General features: G+C 55.2%; 18 protein-coding genes. 7 read left to right on the plus strand and 11 right to left on the minus strand.

Going from position 1 to position 22,861, the window contains the following annotated elements:
- Nucleotides 1-94: 94 nt before the first annotated feature.
- Nucleotides 95-640 carry a DUF2141 domain-containing protein gene (locus tag SH573x_RS16815; RefSeq protein ID WP_479348784.1) on the plus strand — a complete coding sequence of 182 codons (546 nt, stop codon included), beginning with the start codon at nucleotides 95-97 and terminating at the stop codon, nucleotides 638-640.
- 1,022 nt (nucleotides 641-1,662) lie between these two features.
- Here SH573x_RS16815 and SH573x_RS16820 read toward each other — a convergent pair.
- From SH573x_RS16820 to SH573x_RS16845, 6 genes are all read right to left on the minus strand, one after another.
- Nucleotides 1,663-3,246 carry a CehA/McbA family metallohydrolase gene (locus tag SH573x_RS16820; protein WP_479348786.1) on the minus strand — a complete coding sequence of 528 codons (1,584 nt, stop codon included), beginning with the start codon at nucleotides 3,244-3,246 and terminating at the stop codon, nucleotides 1,663-1,665.
- Nucleotides 3,247-3,288: 42 nt separating this feature from the next.
- The gene (locus tag SH573x_RS16825) at nucleotides 3,289-4,116 is read right to left on the minus strand and encodes a class I SAM-dependent methyltransferase (protein WP_479348787.1); all 828 of its coding nucleotides are present in this window, start codon (nucleotides 4,114-4,116) and stop codon (nucleotides 3,289-3,291) included.
- Between the two features lie 6 nt (nucleotides 4,117-4,122).
- Nucleotides 4,123-6,030 (minus strand): sulfate adenylyltransferase subunit CysN, encoded by a 1,908-nt coding sequence (gene cysN, locus SH573x_RS16830; protein ID WP_479348788.1) that lies wholly within the window; start codon nucleotides 6,028-6,030, stop codon nucleotides 4,123-4,125.
- Between the two features lie 67 nt (nucleotides 6,031-6,097).
- The gene (cysD, locus tag SH573x_RS16835; protein ID WP_479348789.1) at nucleotides 6,098-7,009 is read right to left on the minus strand and encodes a sulfate adenylyltransferase subunit CysD; all 912 of its coding nucleotides are present in this window, start codon (nucleotides 7,007-7,009) and stop codon (nucleotides 6,098-6,100) included.
- Between the two features lie 187 nt (nucleotides 7,010-7,196).
- Nucleotides 7,197-7,988 carry a 16S rRNA (guanine(527)-N(7))-methyltransferase RsmG gene (locus SH573x_RS16840; RefSeq protein WP_479348790.1) on the minus strand — a complete coding sequence of 264 codons (792 nt, stop codon included), beginning with the start codon at nucleotides 7,986-7,988 and terminating at the stop codon, nucleotides 7,197-7,199.
- Complete coding sequence (locus SH573x_RS16845) at nucleotides 7,978-8,733, minus strand: 3-keto-disaccharide hydrolase (RefSeq protein ID WP_479348791.1); 756 nt, start codon at nucleotides 8,731-8,733, stop codon at nucleotides 7,978-7,980. Before SH573x_RS16845 ends, SH573x_RS16840 begins: the two co-directional genes overlap by 11 nt.
- 377 nt (nucleotides 8,734-9,110) lie before the next feature.
- Between SH573x_RS16845 and SH573x_RS16850 the strand changes: the two genes are divergently transcribed.
- Nucleotides 9,111-11,768, plus strand: a complete 2,658-nt coding sequence (locus tag SH573x_RS16850) for a protein-disulfide reductase DsbD family protein (RefSeq protein WP_479348792.1) — start codon at nucleotides 9,111-9,113, stop codon at nucleotides 11,766-11,768.
- Between the two features lie 133 nt (nucleotides 11,769-11,901).
- Here SH573x_RS16850 and mqnE read toward each other — a convergent pair whose 3' ends face one another.
- The 3 genes from mqnE to SH573x_RS16865 form a co-directional block, all read right to left on the minus strand.
- Nucleotides 11,902-13,062: an aminofutalosine synthase MqnE gene (gene mqnE / locus SH573x_RS16855; protein WP_479356751.1), complete on the minus strand. Its 1,161-nt coding sequence runs from the start codon at nucleotides 13,060-13,062 to the stop codon at nucleotides 11,902-11,904.
- A gap of 409 nt (nucleotides 13,063-13,471) precedes the next feature.
- Nucleotides 13,472-14,524 carry a DNA polymerase III subunit gene (locus tag SH573x_RS16860; RefSeq protein ID WP_479348793.1) on the minus strand — a complete coding sequence of 351 codons (1,053 nt, stop codon included), beginning with the start codon at nucleotides 14,522-14,524 and terminating at the stop codon, nucleotides 13,472-13,474.
- Nucleotides 14,525-14,618: 94 nt separating this feature from the next.
- Entirely contained in the window at nucleotides 14,619-15,230 is a 612-nt protein-coding gene (locus SH573x_RS16865) for a hypothetical protein (RefSeq protein ID WP_479348794.1), read from the minus strand.
- Between the two features lie 146 nt (nucleotides 15,231-15,376).
- On the opposite strand from SH573x_RS16865, the gene SH573x_RS16870 reads away from it, so the two are divergent.
- From SH573x_RS16870 to SH573x_RS16885, 4 genes are all read left to right on the plus strand, one after another.
- Nucleotides 15,377-15,475, plus strand: coding sequence for a 50S ribosomal protein bL37 (locus SH573x_RS16870; RefSeq protein ID WP_479348795.1), 99 nt, complete (start codon nucleotides 15,377-15,379; stop codon nucleotides 15,473-15,475).
- Nucleotides 15,476-15,501: 26 nt separating this feature from the next.
- A complete protein-coding gene (locus tag SH573x_RS16875; RefSeq protein WP_479348796.1) occupies nucleotides 15,502-16,041 on the plus strand; it encodes a 3-hydroxyacyl-ACP dehydratase FabZ family protein in 540 nt (179 codons plus the stop codon).
- A gap of 63 nt (nucleotides 16,042-16,104) precedes the next feature.
- Nucleotides 16,105-16,353, plus strand: coding sequence for a hypothetical protein (locus SH573x_RS16880; protein ID WP_479348797.1), 249 nt, complete (start codon nucleotides 16,105-16,107; stop codon nucleotides 16,351-16,353).
- A 48-nt stretch (nucleotides 16,354-16,401) separates the two neighbouring features.
- Nucleotides 16,402-17,862, plus strand: coding sequence for an arylsulfatase (locus SH573x_RS16885; RefSeq protein ID WP_479348798.1), 1,461 nt, complete (start codon nucleotides 16,402-16,404; stop codon nucleotides 17,860-17,862).
- A gap of 405 nt (nucleotides 17,863-18,267) precedes the next feature.
- Here SH573x_RS16885 and SH573x_RS16890 read toward each other — a convergent pair whose 3' ends face one another.
- Nucleotides 18,268-18,936: a PEGA domain-containing protein gene (locus SH573x_RS16890; protein ID WP_479348799.1), complete on the minus strand. Its 669-nt coding sequence runs from the start codon at nucleotides 18,934-18,936 to the stop codon at nucleotides 18,268-18,270.
- Nucleotides 18,937-19,288: 352 nt separating this feature from the next.
- On the opposite strand from SH573x_RS16890, the gene SH573x_RS16895 reads away from it, so the two are divergent.
- Nucleotides 19,289-20,521, plus strand: coding sequence for a PP2C family protein-serine/threonine phosphatase (locus SH573x_RS16895; protein ID WP_479348801.1), 1,233 nt, complete (start codon nucleotides 19,289-19,291; stop codon nucleotides 20,519-20,521).
- Nucleotides 20,522-20,784: 263 nt separating this feature from the next.
- On the opposite strand, the gene SH573x_RS16900 is transcribed toward SH573x_RS16895, so the two are convergent.
- Entirely contained in the window at nucleotides 20,785-22,197 is a 1,413-nt protein-coding gene (locus SH573x_RS16900) for a phosphoglucose isomerase-related protein (RefSeq protein ID WP_479348802.1), read from the minus strand.
- Between the last annotated feature and the right edge of the window lie 664 nt (nucleotides 22,198-22,861).

Here is a 22,861-nt window from a genome sequence, read left to right on the forward strand (position 1 = left end):
TTACGCTCTTGCCTAAGATAAAACGTGGTCGATAAAAGCTGCCAGAGCGCGTTCATCACTTTTTTGGCTCCCGGTACTACCCACAAACGAACTCATGCCTCAAACGGAATTTAAAACTGAAACGCTCGGTATGCAGATGCGCCGCGTGTGGCGCGAGAATCGAGGCAACTGGCTATTGGCCACCGGGTTGATCGTGAGCACGTTGGCTTGGGCAGTGGGTTATTTCCGATTGTTGCCCGAGTTCAGCGCCGTGCGTCGCCCCAGCTCCAATGCCTGGGTTGGCGGCAAGAAGCTGACGGTCCATATCGTCGGATGCGAGGGCAACCAAGGTGATGTCGTAGCTATGTTGTACGATGCCGTCACCTTCAGCGAACAATCTGTACCAACTCGGCTCGAAACCCTGTCGATCAACGACCAACAAGCTGAATGGATCATTAATAATCTTGCGTATGGCAAGTACGCCATCTATGCCTTTCAAGATCTCGATGGCAACGAAACCGTCGACCCGGCCACCGAGAAGCAAGGCATCACCATGACCTCCTCGACCGTCCCCTCAACAGGTCAGAGCGGTTTCAATTTCTCCTCAGCAGCCTTCGAATTCTCTCCCGCCACAACAGAAGTTACCGTCGAGTTGCACTAGTGTCTCCTTTCGCTCCGCGAAAGTTAGTAGAGCAGCTGTCCTCAGCTGCTCCGAACCCCTTACCCATGTTTCGACCAATGGACCAGCGTTACAGGTAAGCGACTTGCCGGGTGCTGAGCGGCTGATCCCTTTTTGAAACGCAGAGTCCGCGAAGTCCGCAGAGGAAATGCCGACTTCTCTGCGATCCTCTGCGTCTCTGCATTTAAATAGCAGAACGCTCTAACCACGGGAGCTACCGACCGAAAACGACTAGCGTTATGACTGAGCGGCCCTGGAGAGCCGCTCTACGTGGGACCAATGGACCAGCGTTACAGGTAAGCGACTTGCCGGGTGCTGAGCGTCTGACCCCTTATTGAAACGCAGAGTCCGCGAAGTCCGCAGAGGAAATGCCGTCTTCGCTGCGATCCTCTACGTCTCCGCGTTTAAATAACAAAACGCTCTAACCACCGTATCTACCGACCGAAAGCGACTAGCGTTATGACTGAGCGGCCCTGGAGAGCCGCTCTACGTGGGACCAATGGACCAGCGTTACAGGTAAGCGACTTGCCGGGTGCTGAGCGGCTGACCCCTTATTGAAACGCAGAGTCCGCGAAGTCCGCAGAGGAAATGCCGACTTCGCTGCGATCCTCTGCGTCTCTGCATTTAAATAACAGAACGCTCTTACCACCGTATCTACCGACCGAACGACTAGCGTTATGACTGAGCGGCCCTGGAGAGCCGCTCTACGTGGGACCAATGGACCAGCGTTACAGGTAAGCGACTTGCCGGGTGCTGAGCGGCTGATCCCTTTTTGAAACGCAGAGTCCGCGAAGTCCGCAGAGGAAATGCCGTCTTCGCTGCGATCCTCTGAGTCTCTGCATTTAAATAGCAGAACGCTCTAACCACGGGAGCTACCGACCGAAAACGACTAGCGTTATGACTGAGCGGCCATGGAGAGCCACTCTACGTCGGACCAATGGACCAGCGTTACAGGTAAGCGACTTGCCGGGTACTGAGCGGCTGGGGACAGCCGCTCTACAACCCTATCGATAAAACTCCTGGGCTCTCCTAAAGAGTGCCACGACTTCTTCGCGAGCCTGATCGCTGGGGTAGCGATTGCGCGTATTGACAACGCGAATCATCTGTTCGATCCACTCAACAAAAAAGGCTCGATCTTCGGCTACTCGAATGGGCTGGCCCGCTATCTCGATATAGATCGGACTGGTATGAGCCCAGGCGGGTCCGTCAAACAAACTCTCATCATCAGGGCCTCTAACTCGCACAGCCACCCAACTACTTTTCTCCAACGTTAACTCGAAATCGAGTGGATCAAATTCCAGCGGCCGGAAGTCATCCGATTTGAGCAATTCGCTCTTTACAACCGGTATTGGGATCTGCTGAGCAACTTTACCGTTGACGATGACCTCCAGAGTATCGACCGCCACCAGGCTGCGTAGCAGGATGCGGCCTCGTATCATTTGAGCTTCATTCAACGCTACCGTGCTGCCAGGCAGCTGGTCGTTGACTGTGAGTTCCAGCATAGGACCATTGGTGACAAACGTTCGTCCCGCCTTAAGTGCACCCAACCAATTTGGGATCGTCAAGCCATCCGGTGCATGCGCATAAACCCGTGCGCCGCCCAAAGGATCGGTCGACTGATCCAACAGCGCATCGGTACCCACGCACGCCGATAGTTTGATGCCCGAGTTGAGCAGTCGATACCAAAGATCGCTCGACAAGTGTTTGTCGCAGTTGTAGCTCATCAAGTCCATCGCCTGCACAACTCCCAAGGCAGCATCGATCGGTAGCTCGCGGGCGGCACCGTTAGCGTCTGTCAGCTTGGTACCAAACGCATCGGGAGAATTTTTGAGCATGGGGTGGCCATAAGTAACCACTCCGCCCTGCTCGGTCGCCTCGCGTGCCATGGTGTAGTTACACGGAAAGTCAAGATGATTGGGTGTGTTATCAAACCCCGTGTACTGCGGCAGCACTACTTGCTTGATACCAAAGAACTGCATATGCCCGTAGATGGAACTACGCATCTCTTCGCCATAAGACAGCAGCACGTGCTCGGTCGATTCAGGTTCCAAGCGACCAGTAACTCGATCCGCATCACGCAGGTCATCACCAAGATTGTTCGAGACACATAAGTTCAAATAGTTGACGCCTTCTGCGCGACCGGCCAGCAACGCATCGCCGATCGTGGCTCGAATGGGCCCGCCTGTGTTGATGTGAATATGCGAATCACCCGAGTACCAATTCCGAGCCGCCATATCCGTCCAGCGTTGCAATTGAACATTGACTGGCTTGGCTTCATCTTTTCCGTCGAAGATAAGTTCTTGTGGGATCGATTCGATGCCTTGCGACATGGTCACCCGAACCGGAGTGCCGGATAACTTCAGCCGAAAATCTTCAGCTACATAAAAGTACTCTTCACCGCGTGAAGTCTTGCGAATGGTCGCGCGCTCCGGTGCAATCGACTTGATGTCGAAATTGGGCGCATCACCAACCGGAGCGATGCTGACCCGAGATGCTTTGTCGGGTGAACCGCTCAGTTTCAACTCGACGAAGTGCTCTTGAGCCATCAAGGGCGCGCTGAACGCGAGGAACAGAATAAGAAATCGCATGGGAATAGAATTGAGATTCGAGAGTAGTGATGGGTGGGGTTATCATTTTGTGGTCGCGCGCAGGTACCAACCAAAATCCAACTTTCTGCCTGACAGGTCGCTGAGCGAAGTGCGACCGTCTGCTACTGTTTCCAGGCCGTGTCCATGCAGTCGAAGACACTTTTGCAGATGCGATTTGGGGAAGGGTAACTGGGCACTGTGTCCTGTCAGCATAAGTGTTCCACCCTGGGCAAGCAACTGACAGCACATATCCAGCAGCTCAGGCAAGTCGCGGCCGATGCTCCAAGCATTGCCTTTGGGTCCATGACCATAGCTGGGCGGGTCCAGCAAAATCGCGGCGTACTTTCGGCCCCGTTTCAATTCACGGGCGGCGAAGACACGTGCATCTTCGACTATCCACCGAATCGGTGCGGTTTGCAGATTACTCACCGCCGCATTCTCGCGCGCCCATGCCACCGTGGGCGCCGAGGAATCGACATGAACCACGCTCCAACCAGCAGCCGCCATGGCCAGTGACGCTCCACCGGTGTAGGCGAATAGATTCAGCAGTTGCCCTGTTGGCGCTGTGCGCGAGGTAACCTCGCGTAGCCAGTTCCAGTGTTGCTCGTGCTCGGGGAATAAGCCAACGTGCCCAAAGGGAGTTAAACGCAGCTTGAAGACTACACCCCGATAATCTACGAACCAATCATCGATGGCTGGCCATGTCTCCTCATCGCTCAAGCGCAAATCCGCTTGACTCCAGAGCGATGGCTGGACGCGATCCCAGGACTCAGCTGCGGGCGAAGGGCGATCCAGGATCAGTCGACCAAAGCGTTCGAGTTTGCGGCCTCGACCAAAGTCCAGCAACTGATATTGATCGGCAGGCCACATAGCTGTTTAGCGAAGGATCTTTCGATCGCGCAAGAGATTCATCACTTGCTCGACATTCTCTTCAATCGGCGAGCCGGCGGTGTCGAGGCGCAGATCGGCAGAAGTGGGCGGCGCGTAATCGGTCTCAGACTGTCGACCGCCCGGATCACGCTGCTGACAAACCTCCAGTGGCGCATCGCAATGCACGACCAAGAATCGCTCGGGGCCAACGACTTCGCCGGCTTTCTGACGCATGGAGTCATCGGGCGCCACCATGGCGATGACGCAAATCAACCCACTATCGTTCAGCATGCGGGCAATATGTGCGGAGCGCCGCAGGTTCTCGGCTCGATCGGCCAGCGAGAACTCCAGATCATTGCTCAAGCCGCTGCGGAGCATTTCGCCGTCCATCACAAAGGCTGTGCGCCCAAGGTCGAACAAGGCGCGCTCAACGCCGCGAGCAATGGTGGACTTGCCTGAACCGCTCTGGCCCGTCAGCAGGATCGTCGTGGGCTTTTGACCAAAGCGGGCTTCGCGTTCGGCCCCGGTTACAACTTTCACCGCGGTCGTTTCGCTACCTGCCGAGACTGCCGAATCAACTTCCCAAGCAGGCAGCTTGGAGTGGGCAGACAATTCGCGATCCATAATCATGCCCGCACCCACGGTCACATTGGAAATGCGATCGACAATGATGAAGGCCCCCGTTGACCGATTGCGTTTGTAAGCGTCGTAGAAGATCGGTTGGCTGAGCGTAATGGTGCAACGACCAATTTCATTCAGCTGCAAATCAGGCGCAGGCGAACTGTGCATCGTATTGACGTCGATGCGATAACGCAGCGATTCAATCTGACCGGTGGTAGTCAATGTGGTGTGTTTAAAGAGGTAGGTCTTACCCGGCACCATCGACTCGGAGCTCATCCAGACCAACATGGCATCGAAGTCGTGTGACATCTTGGGCACATTGCCGGGCTTGACGATCATATCGCCCCGCGAGCAGTCCACTTCATCGGTAAAGGTGAGCGTCACCGATTGAGGCACGAAGGCTTCTTCTTGCTCACCATCCATGGTGACAATTTGTTTGACATGCGTCTTGCGCCGCGAGGGCAAGACCATGACTTCGTCACCTTTGCGAATGATGCCCGACGAAATCGTGCCACAGAAACCGCGGAAGTCGAGGTTCGGTCGGTTCACGTACTGCACTGGGTAACGAAAATCCTGGAGGTTACGGTCTGAACCAATGTAAACAGACTCCAGGAAACTCATCAAAGTACTGCCGTGGTACCACGGCATATTCGGGCTCGGATCGACGACGTTGTCGCCATTGAGCGCCGAGATGGGAATAAAGTGCAAATCATCGGGATCCAGGCGCGAGGCAAAGTCGCGGTATTCGTCGCAGATCTCGTCGAACCGCGCTTGGCTGAATCCGACCAGGTCCATTTTGTTGATCGTCACCACCACGTGACGAATGCCCAGCAGCGACACGATGAAACTATGGCGCCGAGTTTGCGTGAGGACTCCGTACCGCGCGTCGATCAGAATAATTGCCAGGTCAGCCGTCGACGCGCCGGTGGCCATGTTGCGCGTATATTGTTCGTGGCCCGGCGTATCAGCGATGATGAACTTGCGCTTGGCGGTTGAGAAGTAGCGATAAGCAACGTCAATCGTGATGCCTTGCTCGCGTTCAGCCTTCAGTCCATCGGTAACCAGCGCCGGATCAAAGCCACCGCCAGTGGTGCCGTGAACCTTCGATTCGGATTCCAACTGGGCCAGTTGATCTTCGTACAACATCTTAGAGTCGTACAGGAGTCGACCGATAAGCGTGCTCTTGCCATCGTCGACGCTACCGCAGGTGATAAAGCGGAGCAACTCTTTGCGTTCATGCTGGGCGAGGTAGGATTCGATATCGGTGGCGATCAAGTCGCTTTGATGGCTCATAGTGTCTTCAGATGCGATGGTTGTGTGGGAGTTGTCAAACTGCCTGTGAACGATGGCTGCAAAAAAACTAGAAGTAACCTTGCTTCTTCTTTTCTTCCATGCCGGCGCCGCCAGCATCTTTGTCAATCATGCGTCCCTGACGCTCGCTGGTTTTGGCTAACAACATTTCTTGAATGATCTGCGGAAGCGTGTTCGCATCGGATTCGACCGCGCCAGTCAGCGGATAACAACCTAACGTTCTGAATCGAACTCGCTTGGTAATCAACTCTTCGCCCGGTTGCAGGGTCAATCGCTCGTCGTCCTTCATGATCAGTGTGCCACCACGCTCGACGACCTGGCGATCAGCGGCAAAGTACAAAGGCACAATCGGAATCTTTTCCAAGTGAATGTATTGCCATACATCCAGCTCGGTCCAGTTGCTGATCGGAAAGACGCGAATACTTTCGCCGGGGTTAACCTTGGCGTTGTATAGGTTCCACAATTCAGGACGTTGATTCTTAGGATCCCAGCGATGGAATTTATCGCGGAAGGAAAACACGCGTTCTTTGGCGCGTGACTTCTCTTCATCGCGCCGAGCGCCACCAAAGGCGGCATCAAATCCGTATTTGTTCAGAGCCTGCTTGAGCGAATCGGTCTTCATGACCTCGGTGTGCTTTTCGCTGTTTTCAGCTGGATCGATGCCCAGTTTCAAACCTTCCTGGTTGATGTGCACCAGGATGTTCAATCCAAGTTCCTTGCGGGCGTACTCCTCACGAAAGGCGATCATCTCCTGGAATTTCCAGGTCGTGTCCACATGCAAAAAAGGAAACGGCGGCCGGTCAGGATAGAAAGCCTTCAGCGCCAAATGCGTCATCACAGAGGAATCTTTGCCGATCGAATACAGCATGACTGGATTCTTGAATTCAGCGGCCACTTCGCGAATGATGTGGATGCTCTCGGCTTCGAGCTGCTTGAGGTGCGTTAGTGAGTAACTTGACATGGCTTACTTGGTCGTGGTGGTTATCGTTGACTAAATCCGGTGATAGGCCGGTCGCGCGGCTGTTCAGTTGTATGCTCAGCGAAGAACTTACGCGATCTGGCTTTAATTAAATCTTTCCGTCTAATACTTTGGTTTTTTCAAAGTGCCGTGGGTGCGAGTCGACTTGATCCGTGCACCTTTGGCGGCGCTAGCGTGGTTTCTCCATTTGCAGGATTACCGACTCGCTCTTGGTGCCGGGCATTTTGTATCCGTGTATGCGCCGCAAGCGGATGCCGTGCAGCACGCCGCGATGCCGGGCTTCGCCGCGCTCTTCAACCCACTTGGGGCCCTTGATGGCCAGCAAGCGATTGAAGCAGTGCCAATACTCCTTTAACCAATTGCACAACTGGGTCACCGAACCGGCCGCCCGCGTTACCAGCGTATCAAAGCTGACTTCTTCAAGTACATCCTGAACTCGCGCGGCATGGACATAGATCGGCAGTTTGAGATCGCGAACCAGTTGATCGACGGCCTTAGCCTTTTTGCCCACGCTGTCACACAAGCTGACTTTTACATCAGGTCGCAGAATGGACAGTGGGATGCCAGGCACGCCACCGCCGGTGCCCAGGTCAAGAACTTCCTCGCCGGGCAAAATGAACTGGGCTAGTTGGTAGGTGTCCAGCAAATCGCGCCGCACAAACAAGTCATAGTTGGTATGTCGCGTGAGGTTGATGAATTCGTTGAGGCTCCAGAGCGCCTGGCAGTAAGCGTCCAGCTGCGTTAGCTGCTGAGCGTTGACTACGATTTTTGCCGGCAGTGTCGTAGGTGGCGATTCTGGATCTTCAGCGGTCGTTGGATCGGACCGCTCCGGCTGGCTGGCTGGCTCAGCATCGTCCGTTTCAGATGACACAGGCTGCGAGCCCAGGCCAGAATCATTCAAGCGCGCGATGGCTTCGGCCAGCGACTGGCTGGGGGGAAGTTCGGCGGGATCAGGGGGCATCAAGGATTTGGATCTCTACTTTGCGGAAATCGATGGGGTGGCTTTCGGATTGCAAAGCAATGTACCCAGCTTTCAACATTACGCCACCCTGGGCAGCGGCCAGCTTCTTGGCATGTTCATCGCGCTCATCCAACTGAGACTGCGAATAACTGAGCACTTTCTGGCCTTCCATGATGTGGTCCACGTTGCCATTTCCGTGTACTTCCACCTCAGCGGTGACCCACTGCTCGCCGTGATATGTCTTGGATGTCGAGTTGGTGCAATGGGGTAGAAACAACTTGTCTCCCAGCACGACATTGGTGCCCGGCGTGCACAAATTGGCTGTGGTGCGGGCTTCTTTACCATTTCCGCCCAGCAATTGATATTCAATCGAAGCAGGAAAATCCTGGTCCAAGTCCATTCCCGCTGGATCCTCGCAGTGGAGCATCATGCCACTATTGCGCAGCGCCCAACCGGGTCCTCCGGGGCATTGCTCACCCACAAAACGGTATTCAACTCGCAGACGGTAATGCGAATACGACTGCTCAGTGAACAAATGACCGAACTTCTCGTCGTATTTTTCGTATTTATCCTTGTCATATCGCACTTTCAGCAGGCCGTCTTCGACCCGAAAGGTGTTGCCATAGTTCTCGCCCAGCGGATGATGACGAATTTTGGGTCGCCACCCGGTTAGGTCTTTTCCGTTGAACAGTTGAACCCAGTCGCTCGCCTTGACAGGCTCCGCAGCCGACGCAGGAGTTGGCATAAGCCCGAGGTTGGCGAAGACCAGGCAAATTAGGCAAGACGCAAGTTGCGGGCCCATGCCCCACTTGAAATTTGGCATAATAAGTTCGCGTACGAGAGTTGGCAAAGGATTGGAAATCGGTCGATAAGGACTAGAACCAAAGTGGCGCGTTGGCGTAACCAAAGCGGCGTTACTGGATCTAAGTGACTTAGACCATGGCGGACAAATTAGTCGACGACGAAGCTAATGGAATGCTATGGGAACCATCGGAGCTAGCTGGGAGCTAGCCAGAGCCCACGTTGACCCGGGCACCGATCCGAGGGTAAATAGTATAGCAAGTATTGGCGAGCACCATTAGTTCGAGCTCGCAACTCTTTTCGAGTACCAAGGGACTGCCCATGATTATTGCTAAACGCCTGGTTTCTTGGCTGGCGACCTCAGGCTGCGCAGTGACATCCGACCTTTCGCGCATGAGCAGGCCACCGATTCTATGCTTGCTGGCCATTTTGACATTGCTGGTAGCGCCAACATTTGGGCAAGCCATCAAGAAGCAGGCCGATGGAATTGGCCTGGACTTGAGCTCTCTGAATGTGCCCGAGGTGCCAGCCGAAGCGGCAGCTCCACCTAAATCATCCACGACCAAAGATGCTGGCCCGGCAAGCGCTGACGAAAGTCCCATCGAATCCGAGGTGATCGCTGAAGACTCGGCCAGTCCATTTACCAAAGTAGGCAAGTCAACGGGCGGTTTTCCAGCTCCGGCCGCGGCCTCCGACGGTCCTATGTCATTGACAGCCGAATACACCAGCTCAGCCGATGGCAAGAGCGGTCAATTAATCGTGACCGCCACGCTCAGCGAACCATGGCACACCTACTCGGTCACGCAACCTGCAGGCGGACCGAAGAAATCGGTTATGAAGCTGGCCACCGAAGGTGTGAAGCTGGCCGGCCCATTCACTAGCGATGCCCCGCCCAAGATTTCGCAAACCGATCTCTATCCCGGCGTGCCGGTTGAAGAACATCACGAGCGGGTAGTATGGACGGCTCCCCTGGAATTCACAACGGACTTCACCCCGGGCCAAAGTGAACTGAAAGTCAAGTACGATGGCCTGATCTGTTCAGACGTATGCAATGAAATTCGTGAAACACTAGTCGCGAAATACGTAGCCGCTCCTGCCGAAGTTGCCATTCAATCTTTCCGCGCACCCAAAACACATGCTGACATTGGCGTTTATTTGCGACCGGCGGAAGTAAAACCTGGTGGACAAGCGGAACTGGTGATCCAAGTCAAATTGGATCCGGAGTATCACATCTACGAGTACGTGCCTGGCAACACTGATTCGCAATTCAAAACATTGATCGTGCCGACAAAAGAAGCGGACGTCTTGTGGGGTAAGCCGACGGCCAACAGTTCACCCCATAGCACTTCGGCAGCAGGAGTTGAAGCCAAATACTATGACGGCAACGTCCAGTGGCAGATCCCTATACGCGTTCCGGCCGACGCAAAAGAGGGCGATCGAGAATTGGAAGTGACGCTCGGGTTCATGACTTGTAACGATAGCACTTGCGATCCGCCGGCAGGCATTTCTGCCACGGGAACCTTGAAAGTTGTGAGCGCACCAGGTTCCACGCCCATGGCCGCCTTCACCGTGCAGGCTGCCAAATCGAATCTGGCCGCCAAGCAACCCAACCTGGGTTCTTGGATTGACTTCGATGCGGCTGATGCCAAAAGCGACACAGAGTCCACTGCCACCAAGGGCCAAAGCGGAGTAGCGTCGACCGCTTCCAGTCAAGCGACCGGGGGTCTGGAAACGGGCCGCTTGAGTTTCATGACCATTCTGTTCGCGCTGATGGGTGGATTCATTCTGAACTTCATGCCTTGCGTACTGCCTGTGATTGGCCTGAAAGTGTTGGGCTTTGTGGAGCAAGCGGGAAGTTCGCGCGGTGACATTGTCAAACTGAACCTGGCTTATGTACTGGGCATCTGCACCGTCATGTGGGTCTTGGCGGGCATCACCGTCGCTACCCAGAATTCATTCGGCTGGGGTCAACAATTTACAAAGTTCGAATTCAAACTAGCCATGGCCGCCCTGGTGTTTGCGATGGCCTTGAGTTTCTTGGGGGTTTGGGAAATTCCCATTCCCGGCTTTGCCACAAGCTACAAATCAAATCAACTGATGGAACGCGAAGGCGTCATCGGTGCCTTTTCCAAAGGCTTGTTCACTACCATCCTGGCCACGCCATGCTCAGGTCCCTTCCTAGGTTTCGTGTTTGCAGTAACCGTCACGCTGGATCAAATCGGCGTGTTTGTGGTTTATACGATGGTAGGACTGGGCATGGGTTTGCCGTTCTTGGTGCTGTGCCTCAATCCAGGCATGGTCAAGATGCTACCCAAGCCAGGTGCCTGGATGGAAACGCTCAAAGAAGGCTTGTCGTTCCCGCTGTTACTAACCGTGGTCTACTTCGTAGCAGCCATCGGCAGCGATTATCGCATAGCAACGTTCTCGACCCTGATCGCTGTTTGGTTCGCTTGCTGGTTGATTGGCAAGGTGCCCATTTATGCAGATCGTCATGTCAAAGTGAAGACATGGAGTGCGGCGATCGCTGTAGCCGTGGTGTGGGGCATGATCAGCTTTTCATGGCTGGGCCCCAACCGCGCCGACTTGCCCTGGCAGCCGTACTCCGCAGCCAAACTGGCCGAGCTACGCCGCGAAGGCAAGACGGTCATGATTGATTTCACCGCCAACTGGTGTTTGAATTGCCAGGCCAATACGCACCTGGCAATCGAAGTACCCAGCGTCGTGGAAGTCATTAAACAAAACGGTGTCGCTCCACTACTGGCCGACAAGACCGAGTCCTCACCGGAGATCGATGCCAAGCTGGAAGAACTCTCCGGTACCACGGTGATTCCGTTCCTGGTGATCTATCCAGCGGACCCCGATGCCGAGCCGATCATTCTCAACGGTACCTTCACCAAAAGTGAATTGGTCGCCGCCTTGAAGACGGCTGGCCCTAGCAAAGATGGCAGCGACACCAAGCTGACATCGCTCAAGAAGTAATGCCACGTAGCAGCGTCTCTCCGAGACGCTGAGCCACTAAAGGTGGACGTGACGATGCTGAACGATGCTAATACCGAGTGTCGGAGAAACTCGGCTACGTGGGTCACGTAGCAGCGTCTCTCCGAGACGCTGATCAGTTCGAGTCTCGGAGAGACTCGGCTACGTGGGTCATGCGTCGCCACTGACGCATGTCGTTGGGGTCGCGCTCGATGCGGTGGTAGAGCGTATCGCGCTCGACTGGATCGCGGCCGGCTTCGGAAATCAACTGGCAGATGCGTTCTACGCTTAACATCTCCGGGGTCGTAGCGCCGGCATCATGATAGATCAGTTCGTGCCGCACGGTACCGTCGATATCATCGGCACCGTAGCTAAGCGCAAGCTGTGCCGTTTCGATGCCCAGCATAATCCAGTAGGCTTTGATGTGCGGTACGTTATCGAGCATCAAGCGGCTGACGGCCATCACGCGCAGGTCCACCAGGCCCGACGGCTTAGCGATATGATCCAGCTTGGTATTGTCGGGATGGAAAGCTAGCGGGATAAAAGTCTGGAAGCCACCCGTTTCGTCCTGCAACTCACGCAAGCGAAGCAAGTGATCAATGCGATGATAAGCGGTCTCGACGTGGCCGTAGAGCATGGTGCAGTTGCTGCGCAGTCCGATCTGGTGGGCCGCGCGGTGGACTTCAAACCATTTGTGGGCGTTGGCCTTGTGTTCGCACAGCTGATCGCGAACTTCCGGATGAAAAATCTCTGCGCCACCACCTGGCAAACTGCCCAGACCTGCTTCGCGAAGGTCTTCCAGGATGGCTTTGGTGCTCTTCTTGGTCAGGAATTCGAACCAGTTAATCTCGACCGGCGTCCACGCTTTCAAATGCAAAGTTGGGTACGCGCCATGAAGTTGGCTGAGGATGCCTCGGTACCATTCGTAGGGCATCTTGTGATGCAACCCGCCCACGATATGCATTTCGGTGCAGCCGTTATCGACCGCTTCGCGACCGCGCTCCAGGATCTGCTGATCGTTCATCACGTACCCACGCGCGTCGCGCAAGTCGGCGCGAAAAGCGCAGAACCGACAGCGATAAACGCAAACATTTGTCGGGTTCAGGTGCGTGTTGATGTTGTAATAAGCCACATTTCCGTGCAGCCGTTCACGCACGATGTTGGCCAGTCGTCCAACCTCGGCCAGGGGCGTTGTTGGATCAAACAGCACCATGCCATCTTCTTTAGTCAGCCGCTGGCCGTTATGGACTTTTTCTTCGATTTCAGCCAAGCGGACGTTAGTTTGCGTAGCAATCATCATCAGGTTACTCAGATCAAGTGACGTTCATTTAGATGTGAACCGCTCGCCAGCATCCCAATTAACCCGCAGATTGACAAGGCACGGTCACCTCTCCAAGGCTTTGCCTTGGGGAGGTCGAATCGAGCGCTAGCAAGATTCGGGAGGGGTCTTGGCATGTAGCCGATCTCGCCAGAGATTGGAAGGCAATCGGTAACGCGTCCAAAGCCTGGCGACTTCGGCTACGGTCTGCGTCACCTCTCCATGCGCAGCATGGGGAGGTCGAATCGAGCCAAAGCGAGATTCGGGAGGGGTCTTGGCAGTACAGGTGTTTTGTGTCGCGGAAATCTTGCGTAGCACCGGCCCCCTCCCGCAGACTTCGGCTAAACGCCTCGTCTGCGACCTCCCCCAGCTTCGCTGGGAGAGGTGACTAGCAGCGGCTGAGGCTCGCCAGGTTGGCGCTCCAGTCTTCCAGCAAGGCGGTTTGATTGGCGTTGCGATCGACTTGCGAGACGGCTTCCAGGCTGCGTGTCCAGCAATGGATGGCGGCGGAGACACCCCCGGTCCAGTGGCTGGCAAGTCGCGTGATGGCCTGCTGCAGCTGTGGGTCCGCGCTAGGCGGACCACCCTGCAAATGCATGGTTAGCTCGCGATAAAAGTCGGCTGTCATTTTCAGCATCAGCTTGGTTCGCGGGCGGCGCAGGATCGTCTCCTTACCGGCTGCATCCGTCAGCGCACCGACCGTCTTGCCCAAGTCGATGAAGTCTAGCTGGGTGGCCGACAATCGCTCGAGCAAGTCTTGCCGAAAGTTGGCCAGGGCTTCATCCGCCAGTGTGCGGGCCATCGCTAATCCACCATCACATTGCAAAGCAATATCGAGGGCTCGAGCGGGCGAATCCACAATGTTCTCGCGCAGAATCAGTTCTGATAACTGCGGAGCGGTCAGCGGCTGAAAGCGCACTACCTGGCAGCGAGATCGAATGGTGGGCAGCTGCTTTTGCAGACTAGCAGACAACAGAATCAAAACCGAATCGGGCGGGGGTTCTTCCAGCGTCTTTAAGAGTGCGTTGGCACCTTCGGCGGCCAGAAAGTCTGCGTCATCGAGAATCGCCATCTTGCGGCGGCCACTATATGGCCGCAAACCGATATCGTGACACAAGCCCTCGGAACGCCGAGCTTCCGGTGGACCAATGATCGCTTCGAGTGGCAGCGTGGCTTTGTCTTCTGGTTTGGAAACTTCGATTAGATCAGGGTGCGTTCGCGCGTCGACTTGGGCACAATCTTCACAGGCGCCACACGGTTCCAATTTGTCGGGTGGGCAACGATGGCACAGCAGCGACTTAGCTAACAGCCTGGCAAACGTACGCTTGCCTACACCCTCTGGCCCCAAGAACAAAAAAGTATTCGCCAGTCGCCCTCGGGCTACCGCGCGCTCGAACCATTCCTTCTGACGTGCGTGCCCGATTAAGTCCTGCCACTGCATGATAATACTCTCAACTCAAACCTTGTGGACTTACCCCTCCCGGAGCCTAGCTTACGCTGGCTCCGACCTCCCAATGCTCCGCATGGAGAGGTGACTAGAGCTTCATCGGTGGCTCGCCTTCGTAGGCTGAGCCGATCAGGCACAGTTGGTCCAGGGTCACCGCCAGCAGATCAAACAAACTTCTCAAACGGCCGACGTCGTCGACGATTCCTTTGACCAGGAACAGAAGCGCGTCGGTATTGGCTGGGTAGTCTGGGCCCAGCCAGCCCTCGTCATCTTGAACTTGAAAGTGAACATCGGGCTGAGCCATCAAAAGCTGACGAAGTTGTTCATTGGCAAACAGGGCTTTCAACTTTTCTTCGCTTGTACCTTTGATGATAAACTCGCGGTCAAAGCCGGCGTGGCCCACCACGACATCTTGCATGCCGAACATTTTGCCCAAGGTGCTCAGCACTCCTTGGCGAGTGATACGGAATCGAAATTGATCTGGATTTACATAGGGCGCCCGCAGACGGGTAAAAGCCACGGGAACTTTGCCAGTGTGCACGTGGTAGATGTCCAGCGTAATCGTCCACTGATTATGGATGACGTTGACTCGATCACCCTGCCAAACCCCACCTTCGACGAAATTGCCGCCGATCTCGGCGCACAGTTTTTGCCAGATTTCGCGGATATCGGGACCGAAAAGGCCACGTAGAAGTCCCATAGATGTCGACCCTTTATCAAATCGTTGCCGAGATATCTTTTCGCCGGAGCCACTACCTGCTACTCTAGGGACTCGCACAGAGTCTCAGTGCAGGATAACTAGTGCCAGATAACTAGTGCCACAGTATACGAATTCTAGAGGAAGCGATGACCAAGCCACATCATAAATTGAAGAAAGCTAACCACGGCCAGCGACCGGCCAATGCCAAGGCTCGCAAGGCAAAGCGTAAAAAGGTTCGTACTTAAACCCGCGACTCTGGAAAGTCTGGTCTGTGGCGGTGCGCGAGCTGATTATCGATCCCGCAACGTTGGATTTCTCCAACATTATTGCGGATGTGGCCGAGATTCGTAAATACAACCCGCAACGTTTCGAAATGGAACAGTTGACGGCGATTATTCACGAGGACTTGGAGCGTCACGTTTGTGTTGGGTACAAGGACGTCACTCTGAATGAATTCTGGGTGCGCGGACACATGCCCAATATGCCACTGATGCCCGGCGTGATGATGCTCGAAGCCGCCGCGCAAATGTGCTCTTACTTCTCTCAAAAGTTTGATTTGCTCGGCGCGGCCATGGTGGGCTTTGGCGGACTGGAAGATGTTCGCTTCCGTGACCCGGTCATCCCTGGTGATCGCTTAGTACTGGCCTGCGAAATGACCCGTCTGCGACGCGGCCGGATTGTCTTTACCAAGTTCCAGGGATTCGTAAGAAACCAAATGGTGGTGGAAGGGGTACTCAAAGGTATCCCGATCCCCATTGAGATGTTAAACTCTCAACTGTCCAAAGCCAAAGAAACGCCCGACCAGGCTTAGCCATCAGTGCTTCGCTGCCTCTGCGTTTCACACCGTTCTTACCACATTGTGCGAGGAAGCGTTATGCGAATCCGATCTGCCCTCTTGGCGACGTTGTGTGTTGGCTGCCTGACTCAAGCCACCTGGGCTCATCCGGGCCACGCCGCCGATGCCGGCTCCAGCAATAGCATACTCCACTATATCACTCATCCGGATCACTTGGCCCAGTGGATGATCATCGGTATCGCTGCAGTGGTCGCCGTTGTGTTGGCACGATCCGTCAAACGTCTTGCACCTGCGTACGCACGAGCCAGCAAGCAAAACCGCTCCTAGAAATCCATCTTTGATACTGGAAGTTGAAATTTGATATTGCGCTGACTTATGCAATGGAAGTTTCAATGCGGCCGAGCAACGCTGCTCGTTCTAACCTGGCTGACGATACTCTTTTCGCCATGCCACGCTGAGCGTCCCAACATCATCTTCATCATGGCCGATGATTTGGGCTGGGGTGAGTTGGGATGTTATGGCCAGCAAGTTATCCAGACTCCGAACATAGATAGCCTGGCGCGCGATGGCCTGAAGTTCACTCAGTTCTATAGTGGTAACGCCGTTTGTGCACCGAGCCGTTGCTGCCTGATGACCGGCTTGCATCCCGGACATGCCTTCATTCGTGACAACGCCAACCCCATGGGTATGGACGAATTAAAGGCCCAGTATGGCTGGGAGTTTCCGGGGCAGTATCCCATTCCTGAGTCGAGCCAGACATTTACCCGCGCATTTAAGGAAGCTGGATATCGCGTGGGTGCGATGGGCAAATGGGGCTTGGGCCATGTTGGCACCACCGGTGATCCGGCTCGACATGGTTTCGACTTGTTCTACGGTTACTACTGCCAGGTGCACGCGCACAATCATTATCCCAAGTTCTTATGGCGCAATGATCAGAAGGAACTGCAGAGTGGCAACACAGCTACGCTGCATGGCCACAGCTATTCACAAGATCGCTTTGTGGATGAAGCAGTAGCCTTCATCCAAGCCAACCGTGAGCAACCATTTTTGCTCTATTTGCCATGGATTGTGCCTCACCTCTCGATTCAAGCACCCGAATCAGCCGTGGCACCTTATCGCCAAACCATTGCCGAAGAAGATTACAAACACACCGCGTACCTGCAACATCCCACCCCGCGCGCTGCTTACGCGGGAATGGTTACGCATATGGATGCTGGCGTCGGGGCAATCTTGAAATGTTTGACGGAATTGAAACTCGACGAGAAGACCATTGTCATCTTCACCAGTGACAATGGCCCAACCTACAATCGACTGGGTGGAAGTGATTCCAAGTACTTCCGATCTGCCGGTGAGCTGCGCGGACTGAAAGGCAGTTTATATGAAGGTGGCATTCGCGTGCCACTGATCGTACGTTGGCCCGGCAAGATAGCACCGGGTCGAACCAGCGATTGGGCAGGGGCCCACTGGGACTTCTATCCGACGTTATGCCAACTGGCGGGTCTGGCCACACCGAGCGGACTGGATGGACAGAGTTTTGCTGGCCTGCTGCGGGGCGAAGAACTTACTGAGCCGCATCCGTTTTTGTATTGGGAATCGCCGGGTTATGGTAGTCAGCAAGCGATTCGCGTTGGCAACTGGAAAGCGGTCCGCCAACAGATGAGCGCAGCCAAGCGAAAACAACTGCCGCCGACGACCGAGCTATATGACTTGGCCACCGACCCCAACGAAACGAACAACTTAGCGATCTCGAATCCAGCCATTGTCGCCAAGCTTGAAGCCATGCTGGTCCAGCAGCACACTCCCAGCCAACTCTTTCCGCTCCCGGGTATCGACTAATCGCGACTAAACCGTAGGCGTTAGCCTCGGTTGACTTCCGACCAGCGGTATAGGCCAGCAACTTGCCAGGTGCTGAGCGGCCGGGAACAGCCGCACTACAACGTTTCTTTTTGAAACGCAGAGCTCGCAGAGCCCGCGGAGTAAATGCTGTCTTCTCTGCGATCCTCCGTTTCTCTGCGTTCAAAAATGGCATGACTAAGCCGTAGGCGTTAGCCTCGGTTATTGAACGTCCACGATGTGTCGAGCAACAACCGGGGCTAATGCTGCTAACGGCCGCAGGTTAGCGGGGGTGGTGCTGGCTATGCGCAGCATTGCCAGTGCCGAAATTGCCTGTAGCTGATCTCGCCCGAGATTGGATGAATCTATATGGTGACGCGTCCAAAGTCTGGCGACTTCGGCTACGGCTTAGGGTGTGGGTGGTCGATAGCCGCCACCTTGCAGTCCGCCGACTTCGGGAATACTTGGTCCAGGAGTAAAAATGTTGCGCAGGATAGAACCTGGACGCCAGGGTTGGTTGATCTCAGGCGGCACGACGGTGCCGGGCATTCTGCCTGGATCCGCGGTGAAGTCGCCAGTGGGTGGTACATAGGGTGGTGGTTCAGGGGGAAGAATCTGTCTCGGTGGCGGATCGGGCGGTCCTTGCGTGCGAGTCAATGGCACAGCGATGCCAGCCGCAGCTTGCGTGCGCATCTGATCACCCCGGGCGATCAGCTCTTCGGTCGGGACCGTGGGCTGAGCCACCATAGTGATATCAACAACACGATTATCGTGTAGTTCCCAGGGCCACAACGTTTCAGAAACGAAATCCAGCGGAGGCACCTGGTACCAAGGTGGATTGAAGGTCCGCAATACTTTTTCTGTGCGATATCCATCCCCGACCACTTCGATGTGTCGCGTGCCATAGTACGTGACTGAAGTGGAAGCCGGGCTAGGACCAATCAGTTGGCGATCGACATAGACCAACGCCCCCGGCGGATTGGTGCGCACGGTCAAGCGTCGGCGCACGCACCCAACTTGGCTGAGAGCCAGCGTCAGGAGGATAACCGATTTTGAAACGTTTGAATTCCAGGCCACGGCGGTCTCCAACTTACTCGAAAGCTCCAAAGCGAGACTCTCGCGGGGCGAAGTTTACCGAGGGTCAACTTTGAGGGCTAGGTCGAATTCCCGCCTGCTGACCAACTACATGGTCGAATTCGAGCCTCTGCGGCCCTGCGCTCTATGGCAACTGCGCGCTGAGATAGCTAAACTTTGCTAATGCATGTCAGGGAAGAGCTTAACCAGCCCCGATCCGTCGCGGAGTGTACGGCGAAACGGCGCATGATGAGATTCAGCTAGCAAAAACTTGGCCGTCAGCGAACCAACCCCACCAGCCTCCAAGACCGACTGGAAGTGTACCGTTAAATATTCGGTGCTCTCGGATATCGGTATGCGCCGAGCCGTCAACCAGGACTCTTTTGCGGTCATGTTGGCCGAGTCGCAAACAGGGTGGGAAAAATATGGTCACCTGTTCCTCGTGGCCGATGGCATGGGAGCTCACGCCGCCGGCGAAATGGCTTCGCGACTAGCAGCCGACCTAATTCCTCATCAGTACATCAAACAGCAAAACTCGCTGCCAGTTGACGCGCTGCGAAAATCTTTCACTGAAGCCAACGCTGAGATCTTTCGACGCGGTCAAGCCAACATCGAATTCCGCAGTATGGGCACCACTGCCAGTGTGCTGACTCTCCTGCCGGAAGGAGCAGTGCTAGGCCACGTCGGTGATAGTCGCGTTTATCAATTGCACGGTGATTATCTGTATCAATTGACCTTTGATCACTCGTTGGTTTGGGAGATGCAAGCGGCCGGTGAAGTCACCGATGAAACGGCTCGCAGCGGCGTCATTCCCAAAAACGTGATCACGCGATCGCTGGGCCCCAATGCAGCAGTTCAAGTGGATTTGGAAGGTCCATTTCCCGTCGCTGTCGGTGATCGATTCCTATTGTGCTCGGATGGACTAAGCGGACAGATTAGCGATGAAGAGATCGCTGCCTTCTTGCGTGTGTTACCACCTGACACAGCCGCACAGATCTTGATCGACTTGTCCAATCTGCGCGGTGGCCCCGATAACATTACAGCCATCGTAGTGGAAGTCGTCGAACATTCGATCGCCAGTCACGATCAACGCGCGTCGTTTAATCGCAAACAGCCGATGGACTGGAGTAAGTTCTCGCCGGCTTTGGCCGTAGTCACCGGAGTCTGTTTACTGGCCGCGCTAATACTCTCAGTTTGGGCACCGCCAGTGGCGATCGTAGCCGCTGTGCTAGGTCTGATCGCACTAGGTACTGGATTTTTGCAGATCATGCAGAGCCAAGGACCGAGCGAAGACAACAGTTCGCGCTACGGCAAAGGCCCGCATCGACAATTCAAAGCCACGCCCACACTAGCGCTGTTCGAGTATCTTGCCGGTACGATGAAAGCTCTGCGCGAAGCAGCGGTCGAACGGAAGTGGAAGATTGATTGGCCACCGATCGAGAAGAAATTTCACGCTGCACGCTCCGCTGCTGATGCCAAGGATTTTGCGACCGCCGCTCGCATTCAGTCGCAAGTCATCATCGAACTGATGCAGCAGATTCGCAAGCAGCGAAATGAAAACGCCAGCGACTCAGCAATTGATCTGTGAGCCACTGGCGATTTGATGTTTCAAGCTGGAACTCTTTGCCACGACGCAGTCGTGACTGTCACCTCTCCCAAGCTTTGCTTGGGGGAGGTCGGAGCCAGCGTTAAGCTAGGCTCCGGGAGGGGGCTCGTTACCGAAGTCGAAGTGTTCGCAGCAGAATGCGTCATACAAATTGTTTCGCTGCAACTGACTTAAAAGCTGTACGATCTCCTTCGCTGGGCGAGGTCGCAGACGAGGCGCTAGCCGAAGTCTGCGGGCGGGGGAGCTTACTTCCTGCCCAGCAATCGATTCATGTTCTTCTTGTAGGCTTCCACCCCAGGCTGGCCGTAGGGATTGATGCCCAGTAGTCTGCCTTCGATCACCGTGGCTAGCATCATCATTTGAAAATATTGCCCCAGCGAAGCTTCATCGGTGCGCGGCAAGTAGATATTGGTCGAAGGTCGATTATCGTCGCGGAGTGCTTGATTGGTGCCTTCGATAGCCGCATGCATCACTTCTGGTAAAGTCTTGCCGGCGATCTCGTTCAGTCCATCAGGATCTGAGGATCGCGAGCCGATGGGCAGCGGATCATCGCGATAGTTTTCAACGATCACATTGTTGACCAGTTTGTCGCGACGACCTTCTTGATGTTGTTGATGTCGGGAGTGCAGATCGCGGGTGTTGAGCGTGGTTAGCGGTGTGGCCCCTTTCTCAAACTTGCCCAGGCTTTCGGCCATCAATTGGTCATACCACATGCCGGCCGATTCCAGAGCTTTGCTCCACACGCTCAGCAGCCGAACATGCGCGCCACGCTTGGACTCCATCAAGTGATTGACAGCCGCATATTGCAGCACCACATTTTCGGCCGCAGGTGCTTCACGAAAATGTTTGTTCATAGCCGCTGCGCCTTGCAGCAATTCCACAACATTCAGACCCAAGATAGCTGCGGGCACGAGGCCTACGGCTGAGAGCACCGAGAAGCGTCCACCAACACCATCGGGAACTGGAAATACGTCGCTGCAGCCCAGCTCTTGTGCAAAGTTGAACAGTTTGCCACTATCGCCGGTAACCGGTATCACTCGTTGACGCACGCGCTCGGCATCTCCACCACACGCCTTTTCGAGGGCCGCCAAAAATTGTCGAAAGGCGGCAGCAGTTTCCAAGGTACCGCCGCTCTTGCTAATGACCACGATACCCCAGTTCGGCTGGCCATCGGCTGCTGGTTCGCTTGCCAACAGTCGCAACAGACCTTGCGACGCATCGTTATCGACGTTGTTACCTTCGAAGTACATACGTGGTCGACTGCCCCGCGCACCGCGTGACAACTCGTTCCAATACGGTTGGCAACACGCATCCATCAGGGCGCGAGCGCCCATGTACGAGCCACCGATGCCCAACACGACAACTCGATCCAATGATTCTTGAAATTGTTTGGCCACAGCCAGAATGCGAGCCAGTTCGCTACCGCGTCGGTCTTGTTGATACTCGGCCAGCAAACGTTCCGGCAGCATGTAAAAGGCCGCGTCCAATGGCTGTTTGCTGGCAGGCGTGGGGATCTTGCCGGCGAGCATCTCGAGATCAATTTCAACGACTTCTTGTCGCAGTTTTTCCAAGGTTGGTTCCAGCGATTGAACTTGAGCTCGATCAAGACCAGAACCGCTCAGAAAAGCCGCCGATGGATCAAACCGCAAGAGTTGCATATGTCTTCTACCTAAAGAGTCTAAGGGGTACTCAACCAATATCCTGTACCGACGCTCTAAAGGATATAGACTCAGCGCCCCCAGCGAAACCATGGATGCACTCGTTTGCGTCAGGCTTGACGGTGCGTCTCGCCAGTTCGGCGTCATCGTTTAACCCGTGGCCGCAGGGCCGCAGGCCAGGCAATCGAAGAAGGTGAGTTTTCAACGGCGAACGATCGCTTTAAGCACGCAAACGCTCAGGTAAACGCAACCTTGGGTTAGAGGGTGCACCTCGCCTGACGCGGCGTCATCGTTTAACCCGTGGCCGCAGGCCAGGCAATCGCAGGAGGTGAGTTTTCAACGGCGAACGATCGCTTTAAGCACGCAAACGCTCAGGTAAACGCAACCTTGGGTTAGAGGGTTTGCCTAGCCAGTTCGGCGTCATCGTTTAACCCGTGGCCGCAGGCCAGGCAATCGAAGGAGGTGACTACGCTTGCGAACGATCGCTTTAAGCACGCAAACGCTCAGGTAAACGCAACCTTGGGTTAGAGGGTGCACCTCGCCTGACGGCTACGGGTTAAACGAGATGCTCAGGTAAACGCAACCTTGGGTTAGAGGGTGCGCCTCGCCTGACGCGGCGTCATCGTTTAACCCGTGGCCGCAGGCCAGGCAATCGAAGAAGGCG

This window comes from Rania fehmarnensis, assembly GCF_056494185.1.